The sequence below is a fragment of the Streptomyces sp. NPDC031225 genome (genome assembly GCF_055570355.1).
Genome location: NZ_JBVIHJ010000014.1, coordinates 1 through 18592, shown reverse-complemented (window position 1 = coordinate 18592; position 18592 = coordinate 1). Strand labels below are relative to the sequence as shown.

Here is an 18592-nt window from a genome sequence, read left to right as displayed (position 1 = left end):
CGTTCTCTAAGTGAAGGCAGGTGTCGCTGCATGCAGCGTGCTGTCCAAAAGGGTCGAATCACCCATCTCACTGAGTGCGAGGGCGAGTGCTCCGAGCACCTCCGCACGGCCTCCAAGTGCCCCGGGAAGCACGCTCAGTTGGCGTGCCGCACTGGGGATCGCGTAGCGGCCGACCGACTCCCTGATCGGCCCGAGCACCAGCTCACCGGCCTCGGCGAGATCACCGCCCAGGACGACTCGGCTCGGGTTCAGCAAGTTGCAGAGATTGGCGACTCCACTGCCGATGTGTCGGCCGACGTCGGCGATCACCCGACGGCAACCAGGGTCTCCGTCCCGCGCGAGTCGTACTACGCCTTCCATGGTCAGGTCGGTGCCGTGGCTGGACTGGAGCAGCGGCAGCACATAGCGCGCGGCCGCGAAGGTCTCCAGGCAGCCGCGGTTGCCGCAACGGCAGACGGGGCCGGACTCATCAAGAGTAATATGCCCGATTTCTCCCGCTGTGCCACCTGGACCGCGATAGATCTGGCCGCTGATCACCAGTCCGGCGCCCACACCGCTCGCGACCTTGATGTACGCCAGGTCCCGTACCCCCCGGCCGCTGCCCCAGACCAGCTCACCGAGGGCGCCGAGGTTGGCGTCGTTGTCGACGTGCACGGACACGCCGAGGCGCCCCCCGAGCTCCTCCGCGGGCTTGGTGCCGATCCAGCCCGGCAGGATCGCCGAGGAGCCCAGCGAACCGGACTCCAGATCGATCGGACCGGGGACGCCGAGGCCCACCCCGGCGATCTTCGAGCGGTCCACGCCGGTCGCCTCGATCAGCCGGTTGACCAGCTGTTCCGCCCGGTCGAAGCCCTGTGTGGAGGAGGCGTCCACGTCCAGCGGCTCGGACTCCTCGGCCAGCACCTGATGGGCGAGGTTGCCGACCGCGACGCGCAGATGGGTGTGCCCGAAGTCCACCCCTATGACGATGCCGGCGTCACCGCTCAGGGACACCGCTCGGGCCCGCCTGCCGCCCGCGGATGTGGGCGTGACCTCAACGGTTCCGCCGTCCTTGAGCTCGCGGACGATGTTGGAGACGGTCGCGGCCGACAGTCCCGTGGTCCGTGCGATCTCCGCCTGCGTGAGCGACCCGGCCAGCCGGACGGCCCGGACGACCCGCTCCAGGTTGGCTCGGTGCAGCGACGACTGCGACCCCGGAGTCTCCACGACGACCTCCTGCGCGCGGGGCCGCATCGATGAGACCCCGTCTATGTCCAACTAGTGAACTCTAAGCTGAGCCGTTAGGGTCGCCTCCCGTCAAGAGGTTGAACAGTATCCGCGTTCCCGCCCATGCCGAGGGGGCGCCGCCCGTTCAAGATCTGGATCTTGAAGAGACAGCGCCCGCGCGGGCCGCCCGGGTCTACTTCAGGGCGCCCGCAGTGAGCCCGGCCACCACCTGCCGCTGGAAGACGATGTAGGCGGCGAGGACCGGGATCATCGCCATCACCAGGCCGGCGAACAGACCCGACCAGTCGCCCTTGTAGCCCTGGCTGGCCGCGAGTTGCACCAGCCCCTGGGTCAGCACCCGCTTGTCCGGGTCGGTGTTGAGCACCGTGGGCAGCATGTACTGGTTCCACTGGCCGAGGAAGTTGAAGATCCCCACGCTGATCAGGCCCGGCTTGGCCATGGGCAGCATGATCTGGAAGAACGTCCTGGAGTGCGAGGCCCCGTCCACGAAGGCCGCCTCCGCCACCGAGCTCGGCAGGGTGCGGAAGAACGCGGTGAGGAAGAAGACCGTGAAGGGCAACGAGTAAGCGATGTAGACCAGGATCAGCCCGTGGATCGTGTTCAGCAGGCCCATGTTGTTGACGACGTAGAACAGCGGAACCAGCGCCAGCATGATCGGGAAGCTCATGCCGCCGATGAACAGGTAGTAGATGAATCGGTTGCCCGGGAAGTCGAACCGGGCCAGCACGTAGGCCGCCATGGAGCCGAGCACCAGGGTGCCGATGAGTGAACCCGCCACCACCAGAATGGTGTTCAGGAAGTAGTCGCTCATGTTGGCATCGGTCCAGGCGCGCGCCCAGTTGTCGAAGTGCAGCTTGTCCGGCAGCGCCCAGGGCGAGTTGAAGATGGAGCTGTCGTCCTTGAAGGACGTCATCACCGCCCACAGCAGCGGCATCACGACCATGACCGACCAGAGGATCAGGACGCCGTGCGAGAAGACGTTGAGGACGTTGCCGTCCTTCTTCGCCTTGCGGGGCGGCTCGGCCGGGCCGTCGGTCTTGGTCACGGGGACACCGGGCTCGGCCGGTACGGGGGCGGGGGTCTCGGTCGTCTTCATCGGATCAGTACTCCAGCCGCTCGCGTCGGCCCAGCCGCATCACGAGGGCGGCGAACGCCAGCGTGACGACGAGCAGGGCGACGCCGATGGTGGTGGCGTAGGCGGCCTGTCCGTCACGGAACGCCTTCTGGTACACGTACAGGACCATGACGGTGGTCGAGTAGTCGGGACCGCCGGGCCCGGTCGTCATGATCTGTACGACCGCGAACGACTCGGCACCCAGCGCGAGGATGCCCATGTAGACCCAGCCGGACTGCACGGTGTCCCACAGCAGCGGCAGGGTGATGCGGAAGAACGTGCTGGCCCGGCCCGCCCCGTCGAGCAGCGCGGCCTCGTACAGGTCCGCCGGGATGGAGGCCATGCCGGCGGAGAACAGGACCACGAAGAAGCCCACCGTGGACCACACCAGCACCGCCATGACGGCCCACAGGGCGAGGCTCGGGTCGCCCAGCCACAGGGGCTGGACGCTGCCGAGCCCGATCCCCCGCAGCACCGAGTTGATCGACCCGCTGTCCGGGTTGTACGCGAAGGCGAACAGCAGGGCGACGATCGCGATCGAGAGGACCTGCGGGAAGAAATAGACGATCTTGTAGAAGGAGGAGCCCCGGACGCCGGTGACGACCGGGCCTCCCTTCCTTTTCCGTCCGCCGACATTGATCATGAAGGAGAAGAACAGCGCCAGGCTGATCGTCACCAGCGGCAGCACGAGCGCGAAGATCAAGCTGTGCTGCAAGGACTTCCAGAAGATCTCGTCGTCCAGCATCCTCCGGTAGTTGTCCAGGCCGACCATCTTGAATTCGGGGCTCAGGCCGGTCCAGTCCGTGAACGAGTAGTAGATGGACTGGATGAACGGCCATACCACGAATAGCGCGTACAGTCCCAGGGGCAGCGCCAGAAACCCCACGATGAACCGGTACTTGCCGTGCTGCATCGCTGCTCCGTCGCTGTTACTGGTGCTTGTAGTGCTTGATCGACGAGTCCTTCGCGGCCGCGTCGGCGTAGCCCTGGATCTTCTTGATGGCCTCCGCCGGAGTGAGCCGGCCGGCCATCATCTCGCCGAGACCCGCCACCCCGATCTGCTCCTTCTGGAGCTGTACGTACCAGTCCTGCAGACGCGGGTTCACCACGTTGTCGCCGGCCAGCTTCAGCGCCGCCACACCGGACTTGAGGCCCGGGGTGAGGGTGATGCCCTCGGTGCCGCCGTTGTAGGCGGTCAGCGACTTCACCTTGGACGTGAAGTTCTTCGAGGACGCCTCGCTGAGCATGATGCGCAGCTGCTCCATGCCGCCCGCGGTGTTCTTCGCCTTGGCCGGGACGATGAAGGGCTCACCGCCGGAGGCCCAGATGGTGCCGAAGGGCATCTTGTCGGAGGAGTCGATGCCGGTGGGCGCGGAGACCGCGAGGTCGAAGTCCTTGGGGATGACGTTCGCCGACTCGTTCTCCACCCAGGAGCCGTTCGGGATGAACAGCGCCTTGCCCTGGGCCCAGGCGGTCTGGGACTGGATGTGGTCGAGACCCGGGGTGCCCTTGAGGACGTAACCCTTCTTGTAGAGCTCGTAGTAGGCCTCGAAACACGCCTTGACCGCCGGGTTCTTCCAGGCGTTCGGCTCCAGGTTGTCGATGGCGTCCAGGACCTCGACACCGCCGACCTTGCCGATCATCGGGTACAGCGAGAAGGGGAGGTAGTACGGGTACTTGCCCGCGTACGTCCAGCCCGCCATGCCCTTCTTCTTGGCCTTCTCGCACACGGCGAGCATCTCGTCCCAGGTCTTCGGGTACTCCGCGTCGAGCGAGTCCAGGGCCTTCTGCGAGTACCAGACGCCGTAGACCGTGTACGCGTAGTACATGATCCACACCGGGTCGCCGTCGAACTGGCCCATCTCGACGATCCCGGGGCGCAGGGTGTCGCGGACCTTCTTGTTCGGGTCGTCGTAGGACGGCGCGTCCAGGAGCGGGGTGAGGTCGGCGAGCTGCTTCTTGCCGACCAGGACGCCCATGTCCATCTGCTCGGCGCCCGAGTTGTCGATGAGGTCGGGCGGGGTGCCCTGGTTGAAGCGGGGCTGGAGCGTGGACTGGATCTTCTGGGTGGCGGAGAACTTCACCGTGGCCTTGGGGAAGTTCTTCTCGTAGATCTTCACGGCGTCCTCGGCGTACTCCTTGCCGAAACCACCGTCGAACAGGACGAACTCCATCTGCGCCGTGTCGTTGACGGCCAGCGGGTTCTTGGCGGTCTTCTTGCCCGCCTTGGCCTTGTCACCGCTGTCGTCGCCGCCACTGCTGGCGCAGGCGGACAGGAAGCTCATCGTCGGGACGGAGATCAGTCCGAGCGCGGCCGACCGTTTGATCAGATCTCGGCGGCCTACACCTGCGGAGCCGTTCGTGTCGTTCTCGGCGGTAGTGGATCCCATGCTCAAGTCCTCGCCTTCTCCAGGACTCAGGCGGTGAACCGGATCCTCCCGGCACCGCGGTCAGGTCAAGCAGGTTCGTGCAGGAGGTTCGTGAAAGAGGGGTGAATTGCCGACAGGTATAGTCCACTTCCGGTCGGCGGAGCAAGATCGAATGCAAGGTTGGCCATGGGTCTTTTCCGAGTTGAGACCTCACGGAAATATGAGCGCCCTGTGCGAAGCTTGCCGGAAAAATCCGCGACATAGGCCCCGAATGGCGCAGTCAACCCCCTTGACATCACTATGCACTTGGGCCACTACTGATCCTTGCACGACATTGCTGACAACGTTGTCCGTCCTCGTGCAGGGAGGGTACTCGCCGATGGATCGGTACCGAAATCGACTCGGACGGAGTACGGCGGTCGTGATCACGGCCGCCTTTTGCGTGACGGTGGCCTCGCTGGGCGCGGCGGTCGCCCTGCCCGGGGCCGCCCCTCGGGCCGACGGGGAGTTCACCTCGTCCTTCGAGGCGGGCGACCCCGCCCCCGACTGGATCAACAGCGTCGACGACGGCAGGGCCTCGGGCGTCGACGGCGGCTACAGCACCGGCATCCCCGGCAATGTCACCGACCACGTCACGGACGTCCGGGCGAGCGCCGAGAACACCGGCGGCGGCGAGGTGAAGGAGAACCTCGTCGACGGCGAGCCGGGCACCAAGTGGCTGGTCTTCGCGTCCACCGGCTGGGCCGAGTTCGACCTGGACAAACCGGTCAAGGCGGTCACCTACGCGCTGACCTCGGCCAACGACTTCGCCGAGCGGGATCCCCGGGACTGGACGCTTGAGGGCTCGGCGGACGGCAAGGACTGGAAGACCCTCGACACCCGGACGGGTGAGACGTTCGCCGAACGGTTCCAGACGAAGTCGTACGACATCCCGCAGGACGCCGTCGCCGAGTACCGGCACTTCCGGCTGGACATCACGGCGAACAACGGCGCCTCCGGCCTTCTCCAGCTCGCCGACGTGCAGTTCTCCACGGGCGGAGGCGGCGGGCCGGTGCCGCAGGACATGCTCTCGCTGGTCGACCGGGGGCCGAGCGGGTCGCCCACGGCGAAGGCGGGCGCCGGATTCACCGGAACGAGAGCGCTGCGTTACGCCGGTCGGCACACCGCGGACGGCCGGGCGTACTCGTACAACAAGGTCTTCGACGTGGACCTGGCGGTGGACTCGCGGACCCGGCTGTCGTACCGGATCTTCCCCTCGATGGCCGACGGCGACCGGGACTACGACGCGACGAACGTGTCGGTGGACCTCGCCTTCACCGACGGGACCTTCCTGAGCGGCCTCGGGGCGCGCGACCAGCACGGATTCACGCTCTCACCGCGGGGACAGGGCGCCTCGAAGGCGCTCTACGTCAACCAGTGGAACAACGTGGTCTCGCGGATCGGGTCGGTCGCGGCCGGGAAGACCGTCGACCGGATCCTTCTCGGGTACGACTCCCCGGGCGGGCCGGCGAGGTTCCGGGGCTGGCTGGACGACGTGACGCTGGAGCGGGCCGCGCCGGAGAAGCCCAAGGCACATCTGTCCGACTACGCGCTCACCACCCGGGGCACCCAGTCCAGCGGCGGCTTCTCGCGCGGCAACGACTTCCCGGCGACCGCCGTCCCGCACGGTTTCAACTTCTGGACGCCGGTGACCAACGCGTCCTCGCTGAGCTGGCTCTACGACTACGCCCGGGCCAACAACATCGACAACCTGCCGACGATCCAGGCGTTCAGCGCGAGCCACGAGCCGAGTCCGTGGATGGGCGACCGGCAGACCTTCCAGGTGATGCCGTCGGCCGCCTCCGGAACCCCGGACACCGGCCGTGAGGCGCGGGAGCTGGCCTTCCGGCACGAGAACGAGACCGCGCGGCCGTACTACTACGGGGTGCGGTTCGAGAACGGGCTGAAGGCGGAGATGGCGCCGACCGACCACGCGGCGGCCCTGCGCTTCACCTACCCGGGCGACGACGCGAGCGTGCTCTTCGACAACGTCACGGACCAGGCGGGGCTGACGCTCGGCACGTCGGCGGGTGTCGTCACCGGGTACTCCGACGTCAAGTCCGGGCTGTCGACCGGGGCCACGCGGCTCTTCGTGTACGGGGTCTTCGACCGGCCCGTGACGGACGGCGCGTCGAGCGGGGTCAAGGGGTACATGCGGTTCAAAGCCGACGACGGGGCCGTCACACTGCGTCTGGCGACCTCTCTCATCAGCCTCGACCAGGCCAAGGACAACCTGCGCCAGGAGATCCCCGACGGCACGTCCTTCGAGACGGTGCGCGACCGGGCGCAGCGGCAGTGGGACCGGCTGCTCGGCAAGGTCGAGGTCGAGGGTGCGACCGAGGACCAGCTGACCACCCTGTACTCCAGCATGTACCGGCTGTATCTGTACCCCAACTCGGGCTTCGAGAAAGTGGGTTCGGCGTACCGGTACGCCTCGCCCTTCTCGCCGATGCCGGGTCCTGACACCCCGACGCACACCGGGGCGAAGATCGTCGACGGCAAGGTGTACGTCAACAACGGTTTCTGGGACACCTATCGGACGACCTGGCCGGCGTACTCGCTGCTGACGCCCTCTCAGGCGGGCGAGATGGTCGACGGCTTCGTCCAGCAGTACAAGGACGGCGGCTGGACCTCGCGCTGGTCCTCCCCCGGGTACGCGGACCTGATGACCGGCACCTCCTCGGACGTCGCCTTCGCGGACGCGTACGTCAAGGGTGTCGACTTCGACGCGAGGTCGGCGTACGACGCGGCCCTGAAGAACGCCACGGTGGCGCCCCCCTCCTCCGGCGTGGGCCGCAAGGGCATGGCGACCTCGCCCTTCCTCGGCTACACCGGCACGGACACCCACGAGGGCCTGTCCTGGGCCCTGGAGGGTTACGTCAACGACTACGGCATCGCCCGGATGGGACAGGCGCTGTACGCCAGGACCGGCGAGAAGCGGTACAAGGAGGAGTCGGAGTACTTCCTCGACCGGGCCCGGGACTATGTGAACCTCTTCGACCCGAAGGCGGGCTTCTTCCAGGGCAGGGACGCGGCGGGCAAGTGGCGTGTGGAGTCGTCGGGTTACGACCCCCGCGTGTGGGGCTACGACTACACCGAGACCAACGGCTGGGGCTATGCCTTCACCGCCCCGCAGGACAGCCGGGGTCTCGCCAACCTCTACGGCGGCCGCAGCGGGCTGGCGGAGAAACTGGACGAGTACTTCGCGACGCCCGAGACGGCCTCACCCGACTTCGTCGGCTCCTACGGTGGTGTCATCCACGAGATGACGGAGGCGCGGGACGTCCGGATGGGCATGTACGGGCACTCCAACCAGGTCGCCCACCACGTCACCTACATGTACGACGCGGCCGGTCAGCCCTGGAAGACACAGAAGAACGTCCGCGAGGTGCTGTCGCGGCTCTACGTCGGCAGCGAGATCGGGCAGGGCTACCACGGTGACGAGGACAACGGCGAGCAGTCGGCCTGGTATCTGTTCTCGGCCCTGGGCTTCTACCCGTTGGTGATGGGCAGCGGCGAATACGCCGTCGGCTCACCGCTGTTCACCAAGGCGACGGTCCATCTGGAGAACGGCCGCGAGCTGGTGGTCCGGGCTCCGAAGAACAGCGCACGCAACGTGTACGTGCAGGGACTCGAGGTCAACGGCCGCACGTGGACGTCGACTTCACTCCCCCACTCGGTACTGGCCAAGGGTGCCGTCCTGGACTTCGACATGGGTCCCCGGCCGTCGAAGTGGGGCACGGGCAGGCACGCCGCGCCGGTGTCGATCACCCAGGACGACAAGGTGCCGACGCCGCGTGCGGATGTGCTCACCGGCGACGGGGCCCTGTTCGACAACACCTCTGCGACGGACGCGGCCGTGACCTCGGTGGATCTGCCGGCGTCCCGGCGGGTCAAGGGCGTGCAGTACACGGTGACTTCGTCCTCGGACCACACGAAGGCGCCGACCGGCTGGACACTCCAGGGCTCGGACGACGGAACCACGTGGAAGACCCTCGACCGGCGGTCCGGGGAGTCCTTCGCATGGGACCGGCAGACACGGGCGTTCACCGTGAGGTCCCCGGGTACGTACGGGAGGTACCGCCTGGTGCTCGACGGCGAGGCGGTCGTGTCGGAGGTCGAACTGCTCGCCTGAGCACGTGCGTTGGGGGTTCCATGCAGGGTGTCGATCCGGCCTGGCTGCCGGACGGTGTGTTCCGGCCGATCGGCACCCGGCGGACCCTGATCCGCGGCTCGGGTCCGCTGGTGGACACGGTGCACGGCGAGGTGACGGAGGCCTGCGCACGGTTCGGTGGCAGCGTCTCCCGTGAACCGGGTTCGCACGACCTGGTGTTGGAGCTGGACGGCGACGACGGCTCCGAGGGGTTCCGGTACGAGCGCGGTGACGGATGCACGACCGTCACCGCGACCGGTGCGCGCGGACTGCTGTACGGATTCTTCCATGTGGTGCGGCTCGGGGAGGCGGCGTTCCGGGGCGCGGCCCGACGCGAGGAGCACCAACCCGGGACGGCGCTGCGGATGCTCGACCACTGGGACAACGTGGCCGTGCATCCGGTCATGGGCCAGGTGGAGCGCGGGTACGCGGGCGGATCGCTGTTCTGGCGGGACGGCCGGGCGCGCGGTGACCTGGACCGGGTGCGTGCGTACGGCAGGCTGCTGGCGGCCTGCGGGATCAACGCCGTGGCCGTCAACAACGTCAACGTGCACGCGGCCGAGGCGCGGCTGCTGACCGAGCGGATCGGTGAAGTGGCCGCCATCGCGGGCGCGTTGCGGCCGTACGGCATCCGGACGCACCTGTCGGTCACCTTCGCGGCGCCGGTCGTGCTGGGCGGGCTGCCGACCGCGGATCCCCTCGACGGGGCGGTGCGGGCGTGGTGGGCCGAGGCGGCCGCGCGGGTGTACGCGGCGATCCCCGACTTCGGCGGGTTCGTGGTGAAGGCCGACTCGGAGGGACAGCCCGGTCCGTTCGCCTACGGCCGCACGCATGCCGACGGTGCGAACATGCTGGCCGCCGCTCTGGCGGTATCCGACAGCGGCTGCGCCGCGGGGTACGGCGGTACGGTCCACTGGCGGGCCTTCGTCTACGACCACCGCCAGGACTGGCGGGACCGCTCGACGGACCGGGCGCGGGCCGCGTACGACCATTTCGTGCCGCTGGACGGGGAGTTCGCCGACAACGCCGTCCTCCAGGTCAAGCACGGGCCGCTGGACTTCCAGGTGCGGGAGCCGGTCTCACCGCTGATCGGGGCGATGCCGCGCACACGGCTTGCGGTGGAGCTGCAGGCCACGCAGGAGTACACCGGGCAGCAGCGGCACGTGTGCTGGCTGGGGCCGATGTGGAGCGAGGTGCTGCGGTTCGGGATCGACGGGGAATCCTCGGTGGGTTCCAGGGCGCGCGGTGGGCTGGTCGCCGTCTCCAACGTCGGGGACGACCCGTTCTGGACCGGGCATCCGCTGGCTCAGGCGAACCTGTACACCTTCGGCCGGCTGGCCTGGGAACCGGCCGCGGATCCGCGGGGCATCCTCGACGAATGGATCGCGCTCACCTTCGGGGACGGTCCGGCAGCGGGGGTGCGCGCCGTGCTGACCGGTTCGTGGCGGACGTACGAGAAGTACACCGCTCCCCTGGGCGTGGGCTTCATGGTCCAGCCGGGGCACCACTACGGGCCGAGCGTCGACGGCTACGAGTACAGCCCGTGGGGCACCTACCACTTCGCCGACCGGGACGGCATCGGCGTGGACCGGAGCGTGGCGAGCGGGACCGGGTACGCGGGGCAGTACGCGAAGCCCTGGGCCGAGGTGTACGAGTCTCGGGAGACCTGCCCCGACGAGCTGCTGCTGTTCTTCCACCACGTGTCGTACGGGCACATGCTGAAGAGCGGCAAGACGGTGATCCAGCACATCTACGACACACACTTCGAGGGTGTCGAGGAGGTCGAGGCGGCCCGGGAGGTGTGGGCCTCGCTGGCGGAGCTCGTGGATCCGGCGCGGCACGCGCGGGTGACGGAGCGGTTCGGGGAACAGCTCCGCAGTGCCCGCGAGTGGCGCGATCAGATCAACAGCTACTTCTTCCGCAAGTCGGGGGTGCCGGACGCGCGGGGGCGGCACATCTACTGAAGGCGCAGGACGGCGACGCCCCGCGGGTCGAGAGTGAGCGGGGCGCCCGTCGCCGTCCGCTTCCCCGTGAGCAGATCGGTGGCGGTGGCGTGGGCCGTCAACCGGGCCGGCTCCGCTGTGTGGTTGAGAAGGAACAGCAGCCGGGTTCCGTCGGGGGCTGTCCTGGCCGCCGTCTCCAGTCCCTCGTGGCCGGTGTACGGGCCGATCAGGCCGTGGCGGGCCAGGACGCGGTGGACCACCCGGTTCACGCCCGGCTGGTCGAGGGCGGTGGCGATGTACCAGCCCTCGCCCTGCCCGTACTGGTTGCGGGTGACGGCGGGGGTCCCCGCGTAGAAGTCGGCGCCGTACGTGGCGACCGTCTCGGCCCCTCGCAGCCGCACGATCTCGAAGACGAGCCGCCCCTGCGAGCCGAGCTCCGGGACGGGCTGGGTGAACTCCGTTGGGCGCGCGTCCCATTCGTCGATCCGGATGCCCATGAGGGGCGCGAGGGGGCCGGGGACGTCGGCGGGGAAGGCGCGGTCGTGTGCGTCGACGCGGCCGGAGAGGAAGGTGGTGAGGACGGTGCCGCCGCGGGCCGCCACCGCTTCGAGGCGGGCGGCGAGGTCGCCCTTGACCATGTGCAGGACGGGGGCGAGGACCACGTCGTACGGGGTGAGGTCGGCGGTGTGCGGGACGACGTCCACGTCCGCGCCGGCCTCCCGGGCGGCGCGGTAGTAGGCGTGGACCACCTCCTGGTACCTGACCAGCCGCGAGGGGCCGTCGGAGATCTCCAGGGCCCACCAGCTGTCCCAGTCGAAGAGCAGCGCGGTGCGGGCGGGGGTGCGGGCGCCCAGAGACGCGTCGCCCATGACCTCCAACTCGCGTCCCAGCTCGGCCACTTCACGGAAGACACGAGTGTCGTCGCGGCCCGCGTGGCCGATCACCGCCCCGTGGTACTTCTCGCAGGCGCCACGGGAGGCGCGCAGCTGGAAGTACAGGGCCGCGTCGGCGCCGTGAGCGATCGCCTGGAAGGTGGCCAGGCGCAACTCCCCCGGCCTGCGCAGCGGGTTGACGTCACGACAGGCCGTCGTGGACGGGGTCTGCTCCATCAGCCAGAACGGAGACCCGTCCTTGAGGCCCCGCATCAGGTCGTGGGCCAGGGCGGCCCAGGTCGGCGGGGCGTCGAGGGGCGGGTAGCTGTCCCAGGACGCGAAGTCGAGATGGGGCGCCCAGCGGTGGTAGTCGAGGGGGCGAAACATGCCCATGAAGTTGGTCGTCACGGGGGTGACCGGGTCATGGGCGCGGATCACCTCCTTCTCGGCGAGGAAGCAGCCGAGCAGCGCGTCGGTGGTGAAGCGGAAGTAGTCGAGCGTGATGCCCTGGAAGGCGGTGTGGTCGGGACCCCGCCAGTGCTCGGTCAGGGCGCTCGGGGGCTCGATCTCGGCCCAGTCGGTGAAGCGGTGCGACCAGAAGGTGGTCCACCAGGCGTCGTTGAGTGCGTCGAGGCCGTCGTACTTGTCGCGCAGCCACTCGCGGAAGGCCTCCGCGCACAGCTCGCAGTAACAGACGCCGCCGTACTCGTTGTTGATGTGCCAGGCGAGCAGCGCCGGGTGGTCGGCGTAGCGTTCGGCGAGCCGGGCCGCGATTCCCGTGGCGAGTCTGCGGTACGCCGGTGAGCTGGGGCAGAAGTTGTGGCGCTGGCCGTAGCGATGTCGGCGGCCCTCGAAGTCGGTGCGGTTGACCTCGGGGTACTTGCGCGCGATCCAGGGCGGCAGGGCGGCCGTGCCGGTGGCCAGGCAGACGTGTCGGCCCTCGGCGGCCGCGCGGTCGAGGATGCGGTCGAGGTCCGTGAAGTCGTGGGTGTCCTCGGCGGGTTGGGTGAGGGCCCAGGAGAAGACGCCGACGGTGAGGGTGTCGATACCGGCCCGGGTGAACAGGCGGTGGTCCTCGTCCCGGACGTCCTGCGGCCACTGTTCGGGGTTGTAGTCACCGCCGTACGGGATCTTGGCGCTCGACGGGCTCATACCGTGAAGTCCTCCTGGGTCTCGGCGATCACCGGACGGCTGCTGTGCAGCAGGGACAGCAGGAACGGGGCGGCCAGCAGGGCGGGCAGGGCCTCGGTCAGTACGACGGTTGCGGTGGCGGCCAGGACGAGCAGCGAGGCCGCTTTGAGGGTGGCGCGGCCGTGCCGGAAGAGGAAGTGACCGGCGAGGCGTGCGGTGTCCCTGGCCCGGAAGGCGAACAGGGCGGTCAGGACGAGCGCGTGCGCGCCCCAGAGGAGGGAACCGGCACCGATCGCCGCGAGCAGGACCGCCCACCAGCCGGGCAGGCCGGTGGCCGAGAAGTGGGTCAGCGTGAAGGCGATGACCGTGAGCCAGGCCAGCAGCGGGAACCACAGTGTGAGCGAGGGAAGCGCGTTGAGGCGCCAGCCGCGCCAGTAGGCCCGGGCCGGGTGGAGGTCGGCGAGGTCGCGGTCGCGGTGGTGGAGGGCGTACAGGGCGGCGGCCGTAGCCGGGCCGAGGGGCAGCAGGCATACGGCGGCGAGGGGGAGGTTGGCCGGGTCGGGACCGAGCAGGAGCAGTCCCGCCAGTCCCGGGGAGGCCGCGACGAGCAGCAGGGCCTCGACGGTGACGAGGGTGTGGATGAGGGCGGCGGCGCGGGAGAGGGGGCCGGTGCCGAAGGAAACGGCGGAGCCGGTGGCCGGTGCCGTGGTGTCGCGGGCCGGTGCCGCCCACTGACCCGTCTGCCGGGAGCCGGTGCTGAGGATCACCCGTTCTCCTTCTTGAACCGTTCGTGGGCCTTGTTGTGCAGGTCGACGAGCTGCTGCATGTTCTTCGACTTCAACTCGGCGACGTGGGCGTCCCATTCGGACATCGGCCGCTTGCCGAGGACGAACTTGAGGGTGTTCTGGATGGCGGTGTCCTTGAGCGGGGTGTCCCAGAGGGTGGCCTGTTCCTGCTCGAAGGACTGCAGCGGGTGCGCCGGGTCGACGGGGAGTTGCCTGCGCTGGGACATGACGTCCTGGAACTTCTTCTCGTCCGGGCCGAAGTTGGAGGAGACCAGCTCCCAGCTGCCGCCGTAGGTGAAGACGCCGTTGAAGAACCCGTAGTCCTTCTGGAGGTCCTTCGGGGCGTCGGGGTCGGAGCCCATGAGCGAGATCCCGGGCTCCAGCGTGTACTTGCCGCCGGACTCGGTGTAAGTGACGCCTTCCACGCCCCACTTGCAGAACTTCTGGCCTTCGTCGGAGTACCAGAGCCAGTCCACGAACTGCATCATCGCGACGAAGGTGTCGCTCTTGAGGGCCTTGCTGGAGATCATGAGGCCGTTCTCCAGCCGGATGCCGCTCAGCAGGATCGGGCCTGCCGGGCCGAGCGGCACCGGGACCATCTCGATCTTCGAGCCCTTGACCTGCTTGCCCAGGTTGTAGCGGTAGTTCTGCACCAGCTCCTGCGGGTTGGCGCTGATCACATAGGACTTCTCGGCCAGCAGTTTCTGTATGGCCTGGTCGTCCTGCTGGGTGAAGCTCTCGGGGTCAAGGAGCTTCTCGGCGACGACCTTTCTCAGGTACTCGATCATCTGCCGGTAGGCGTCCTGGGTGGCCGTGAAGACGAACTTCTGCGCCTTGGTGTCGAAGCTGATGTTGTCGTAGTTCCAGCCGGCCTTCACGCCGTGGGCCTGTCCGAGATAGCCGAACAACGCCCCGCACGGGAAGGGGGTGTTGGTGCTCCAGCGGTCGGTCCACGGGTATTTGCCGGGGTACTCCGCCTTGAGCGCCTTGAGGACGTCGTACACCTCGTCCCAGGTGTTCGGCAGGGCCAGCCCGTGCTTGTCGAGGATGTCCGTGCGGAAGGACAGCGAGTAGCCGGACTTGGGCCGCTCGTGCAGGCCGGGCAGCAGGTAGTACTTGCCGTCGGACTGGCGGATGGAGTCGAGTTCGGGTTCAAGGCGCCACTTCTTCACCTTGTCCCGGAAGTTGGGCATCAGGTCGACGTACTCGCTGACGGGGAGGATCGCGCCCGAGGACACGAAGGCGACCTCGCCGGGGTGGTACGTCTTCGGGATGATGGCGGGGGCGTCGCCCGCGCCGATGAGGACGCTGCGCTTCTTCTCGTAGTCGGCCAGCGGTACGTCGAGGGGCTTGACGGTGATCCCGGTGCGCTTGGTGACCTCCTTCCAGAACAGCCAGCTGCTCTTGAGGGGGTAGACCGGGTTGTCGTTGTGCAGCATCGAGAAGGACAGTGCCTTGGCTGCCTTGAACTGCTGGCCGGCCCGGTAGTCCTTCATCGCGCCGTTCTGCTTCTTGGAGAGGTCCTTGGAGTCGCCTCCGTCGTCGCCGCTGCCGCAGCCGGTGAGGCCGGCGAGGCCGATGAAGCCCGCGGCGGCCAGGATCTGACGCCGCGACAGCTCTCCTGCGTTCTTCACGGGGACTCCCTTGGTGCGTAGCTGAGGTGGGGGTGTCAGCCCTTGACCGCGCCGAGCATCACGCCCGAGACGAAGAAGCGCTGGACGAACGGGTACACGCAGATGATCGGGAGCGCGGTGAGCACGATCGTGACCGCCTGGATGCTCGCGCCGACCTGGCTCAGCTCCGCCGTACTGGCACCGGCGTTGCCGCCGCCGGTGGCGCCCGCGATGAGGTTGCGCAGATAGACGGTGACCGGCATCAGGTCGGAGTGGTCCATGTAGAGGAACGCGCTGAACCAGGAGTTCCAGAAGGACACCGTGTAGAAGAGCACCATGGTCGCGACGACCGCCTTGGACAGCGGCAGCACGACCCTGAGCAGGATGCCGTAGGTGTTGAGGCCGTCGATCTGGGCGGCCTCCTCCAGTTCGGCCGGCAGGCTCTCGAAGAAGGCCTTCATCACCAGCAGGTTGAAGACACTGATCGCGTTGGGCAGGGCGATCGCCCAGACGCTGTTCTTCAGTCCGAGGCTGGTGATCAGGACGTAGTTGGGGATCAGGCCGCCGGTGAAGAACATCGTGAACACGGCGATGCCGACGAGGACTCCGCGCCCCTTGAGGTGCTTCTTCGACAGGACGTAGGCGTAACAGGTCGTCAGGACCATGGCGATGGCGGTGCCCACGACGGTGTAGAAGACCGTGTTGCCGTAGTTCCGCCAGAACATCGAGTCCTGGAACACGATCTTGTACGTGGTGAGGTTGAACCCCCTGGGCCACAGGGTGACTTCGCCGGCCCTGATCTGGCGCTCCCCGCTGAAGGACCTCGCGACGATGTTCACGAACGGGTACAGGGTCACGACCACGACGAGGGTGAGGACGACCCCGTTGACGCCCTGGAAGACGCGGGTGGAACGGCTCGGCCTCACCACAGGCTGGTCCCCACCGTGCGGCGCGACAGGGTGTTGGCGGTCATGATCAGGAACAGGCCGATGACCGCCTCGAAGAGGCCGATGGCGGCGGCGTAACTGAAGCTGTTGGACTCGACACCCGCCCGGTACACGTACGTCGAGATCACGTCGGCGGTCGGGTAGGTCAGCGGGTTGTACAGCAGCAGGACCTTCTCGAAGCCGACGGCCATGAAGGTGCCGACGTTGAGGATCAGCAGCGTGATCATGGTGGGGCGGATGCCGGGCAGGGTGACGTGCCAGATCTGCCGCAGACGGCCCGCGCCGTCGATGCGCGCGGCCTCGTACAGGTCCTCGTCGATGGTGGTGAGCGCGGCGAGGTAGAGGATCGTGCCCCAGCCGGCGGTCTGCCAGATCTCGGAGCCGACGTAGATCGTGCGGAACCATTCGGGTTCCTGGATGAAGCGGATCTCGTCGTGGCCGAGCAGGCCGAGGGCGTGGTTGACCGGGCCGTCGGTGGCGAGCATCTGCAGGGTGAGGCCCGCGACGATGACGATCGACAGGAAGTGCGGGAGGTAGGACACCGACTGCACGAACCGCTTGAGGGAGCGCCGGCGCACCTCGTTGAGCAGGAGCGCGAGGACGATCGGGATGGGGAAGCAGAACACGAGCGTGAGCCCGCCGAGCCACAGGGTGTTGCGGAACACCTGCCAGAACGTCGGGTCGCTCAGGAACATGCGCACATAGCGCAGGCCCACCCAGTCCTCGCCGAACATCGAACCGCCGGGCTGGAAGCGCCGGAAGGCGATCACGTTGCCGATCATCGGCAGATAGCGGAAGACCAGGAAGAACAGCAGCGGCAGGACGGCGAGGGAGTACAGCTGCCAGTCGCGACGCAGCGCCCGGCGCCGGTGGCCACGCCGGGCGGGACGACGGGTGACCGCTCCCGGTGGGTCTTCGATGCCGGACGGTGGAGAGGCCGACTTGACGGATGTGCTCATGCTCGGTCCTCTCAGACGGAGGCACGGAACCGAAACTTTCGAGCTCTTACCGGTAACTTCGCGGCAACTTAGAGGCATCGAGAAAGCGCTGTCAATGGGTCACGCATGAGATACCTGGGGTGAGGGCGAGGCATGGGAGCCTGCGGGAGCGGGGTAGAACCGCGACACCAACTCCCTTTCCCCTCCGCAAGTTTCATTACTTGGACCGATTCATGCGAGGTGCCCTGTGCCTGCGTTCGATCTGCCGCCGACGGAGCTGGAGCGGTACCGCCCCGATGTCCGGGAACCCCCGGATTTCGACGAGTTCTGGCGTGACACCCTGAAAGAGGCGGCACAGGGCGACCCGTTGGTGTCGGTGCGCCCGGTGGACAGCGGCCTACGACTGACAAAGACCTGGGACGTCACCTTCCGGGGCTTCGCCGCCGATCCGGTGCGCGCCTGGTACAGCAGACCCGCCGGAGTACGCGAGCCACTTCCGGCGGTCGTCGAGTACGCGGGCTACGGTCGCGGCCGCGGCCTGCCGCACGAGCGGCTGACCTGGGTGAACGCCGGTTACGCGCATCTGCTGATGGACAACCGCGGCCAGGGCGACCAGTACGGCAACGGTGGCGCGACCCCCGACCCGCACGCCTCGGCACCGGGCGGGCCGGGCCCCGCGGCACGCGGACTGCTCGACCCGCGCGACTACCACTACCGCCGCCTGATCACGGACGCGGTGCGCGCGGTGGCCGCGGTGCGGGCGCTGCCGGGTGTGGACGGGCAGCGCGTCGCGGCCGTCGGCAACAGCCAGGGCGGCGGTCTCGCGCTGGCCGTCGCGGGACTCGTGCCCGACCTGGCGGCAGTCCTGGTCACCGCGCCCTTCCTGTGCGGCATCCGGCGCGCCCTGGACCTCACCGACGCGAGCCCCTACGGCGAGATCACCGCGTACCTCACCGTGCACCGGGGCGCGGAGGAGGCCGTGTATCGCACGCTCTCGTATGTGGAGGGCGTCTCCTTCGCCCGGCGCGCTGCCGCGCCGGCCCACTTCGGGGTGGGCCTGCGCGACACGGTGTGCCCGCCGAGCGGGGCGTACGCGGCCTTCAACCGCTACGGGGAACTGGCCGGCGCGGACCCCCGCAAGGAGATCCACGCCTATCCGTACAACGGCCACGAGGGCGGCGACGCGGTGCACGTGCGCCGCCAACTCGACTGGTTGGCGGGGGTGTTGGAGATCAGCCGGCCGTCAGGGTGAACATGTGCGGGCCGGCCCCTCGCTTGTGATGCTCTTGCCTGCGGCGCACTGAACGCCTTCGCGGCGAAGACGTACGTCGCCAACTGCCGTCGGTGCCCCCTGTGCCGACACGGTCGTGGGGGGGGGGGGGGGGGGGGGGGGGGGGGGGGGGGGGGGGGGGGGGGGGGGGGGGGGGGGGGGGGGGGGGGGGGGGGGGGGGGGGGGGGGGG

Annotated in this window: 12 protein-coding genes; 3 read left to right on the top strand and 9 right to left on the bottom strand. The window is 68.4% G+C overall.

Features of this window, described 5'->3' with window-relative positions; genetic code table 11:
* Window positions 1-6 precede the first annotated feature (6 nt).
* From ACZ48Z_RS23705 to ngcE, 4 genes are all read right to left on the bottom strand, one after another.
* A complete protein-coding gene (locus tag ACZ48Z_RS23705; RefSeq protein ID WP_468737860.1) occupies window positions 7-1206 on the bottom strand; it encodes an ROK family transcriptional regulator in 1200 nt (399 codons plus the stop codon).
* A gap of 193 nt (window positions 1207-1399) precedes the next feature.
* Window positions 1400-2323, bottom strand: a complete 924-nt coding sequence (locus tag ACZ48Z_RS23700; protein WP_468737859.1) for a carbohydrate ABC transporter permease — start codon at window positions 2321-2323, stop codon at window positions 1400-1402.
* Window positions 2324-2327: 4 nt separating this feature from the next.
* Window positions 2328-3254, bottom strand: coding sequence for a carbohydrate ABC transporter permease (locus tag ACZ48Z_RS23695; protein WP_468737858.1), 927 nt, complete (start codon window positions 3252-3254; stop codon window positions 2328-2330).
* 16 nt (window positions 3255-3270) lie between these two features.
* A complete protein-coding gene (ngcE, locus tag ACZ48Z_RS23690; protein ID WP_468737857.1) occupies window positions 3271-4731 on the bottom strand; it encodes an N-acetylglucosamine/diacetylchitobiose ABC transporter substrate-binding protein in 1461 nt (486 codons plus the stop codon).
* A 358-nt stretch (window positions 4732-5089) separates the two neighbouring features.
* Here ngcE and ACZ48Z_RS23685 point away from each other — a divergent pair, with 358 nt between their 5' ends.
* Both ACZ48Z_RS23685 and ACZ48Z_RS23680 read left to right on the top strand, forming a co-directional pair.
* Window positions 5090-8884: a GH92 family glycosyl hydrolase gene (locus ACZ48Z_RS23685; RefSeq protein WP_468737856.1), complete on the top strand. Its 3795-nt coding sequence runs from the start codon at window positions 5090-5092 to the stop codon at window positions 8882-8884.
* 20 nt (window positions 8885-8904) lie between these two features.
* Window positions 8905-10866 carry an alpha-glucuronidase gene (locus ACZ48Z_RS23680; RefSeq protein ID WP_468737855.1) on the top strand — a complete coding sequence of 654 codons (1962 nt, stop codon included), beginning with the start codon at window positions 8905-8907 and terminating at the stop codon, window positions 10864-10866.
* Here the strand turns inward: ACZ48Z_RS23680 and ACZ48Z_RS23675 are convergent.
* From ACZ48Z_RS23675 to ACZ48Z_RS23655, 5 genes are all read right to left on the bottom strand, one after another.
* The gene (locus ACZ48Z_RS23675) at window positions 10860-12869 is read right to left on the bottom strand and encodes a beta-galactosidase (protein ID WP_468737854.1); all 2010 of its coding nucleotides are present in this window, start codon (window positions 12867-12869) and stop codon (window positions 10860-10862) included. The genes ACZ48Z_RS23680 and ACZ48Z_RS23675 overlap by 7 nt on opposite strands.
* Window positions 12866-13489 (bottom strand): YesL family protein, encoded by a 624-nt coding sequence (locus tag ACZ48Z_RS23670; protein WP_468738041.1) that lies wholly within the window; start codon window positions 13487-13489, stop codon window positions 12866-12868. Before ACZ48Z_RS23670 ends, ACZ48Z_RS23675 begins: the two co-directional genes overlap by 4 nt.
* Before the next feature lie 122 nt (window positions 13490-13611).
* Window positions 13612-15267 (bottom strand): ABC transporter substrate-binding protein, encoded by a 1656-nt coding sequence (locus ACZ48Z_RS23665; protein WP_468737853.1) that lies wholly within the window; start codon window positions 15265-15267, stop codon window positions 13612-13614.
* A gap of 35 nt (window positions 15268-15302) precedes the next feature.
* On the bottom strand, window positions 15303-16175 hold the full coding sequence (locus ACZ48Z_RS23660; protein ID WP_468737852.1) for a carbohydrate ABC transporter permease: 873 nt from the start codon (window positions 16173-16175) through the stop codon (window positions 15303-15305).
* Entirely contained in the window at window positions 16169-17152 is a 984-nt protein-coding gene (locus ACZ48Z_RS23655) for an ABC transporter permease (RefSeq protein ID WP_468737851.1), read from the bottom strand. Before ACZ48Z_RS23655 ends, ACZ48Z_RS23660 begins: the two co-directional genes overlap by 7 nt.
* 226 nt (window positions 17153-17378) lie before the next feature.
* On the opposite strand from ACZ48Z_RS23655, the gene ACZ48Z_RS23650 reads away from it, so the two are divergent.
* Window positions 17379-18383, top strand: a complete 1005-nt coding sequence (locus ACZ48Z_RS23650; protein WP_468737850.1) for an acetylxylan esterase — start codon at window positions 17379-17381, stop codon at window positions 18381-18383.
* Window positions 18384-18592 lie beyond the last annotated feature (209 nt).

Bases quoted from the DNA above. Each gene is read 5' to 3' on its own strand.
- ACZ48Z_RS23700 (WP_468737859.1), bottom strand. From the start codon at position 2,323: ATGAAGACGACCGAGACCCCCGCCCCCGTACCGGCCGAGCCCGGTGTC.
- ACZ48Z_RS23695 (WP_468737858.1), bottom strand. From the start codon at position 3,254: ATGCAGCACGGCAAGTACCGGTTCATCGTGGGGTTTCTGGCGCTGCCC.
- ngcE (WP_468737857.1), bottom strand. From the start codon at position 4,731: ATGGGATCCACTACCGCCGAGAACGACACGAACGGCTCCGCAGGTGTA.
- ACZ48Z_RS23685 (WP_468737856.1), top strand. From the start codon at position 5,090: ATGGATCGGTACCGAAATCGACTCGGACGGAGTACGGCGGTCGTGATC.
- ACZ48Z_RS23680 (WP_468737855.1), top strand. From the start codon at position 8,905: ATGCAGGGTGTCGATCCGGCCTGGCTGCCGGACGGTGTGTTCCGGCCG.
- ACZ48Z_RS23675 (WP_468737854.1), bottom strand. From the start codon at position 12,869: ATGAGCCCGTCGAGCGCCAAGATCCCGTACGGCGGTGACTACAACCCC.
- ACZ48Z_RS23655 (WP_468737851.1), bottom strand. From the start codon at position 17,152: ATGAGCACATCCGTCAAGTCGGCCTCTCCACCGTCCGGCATCGAAGAC.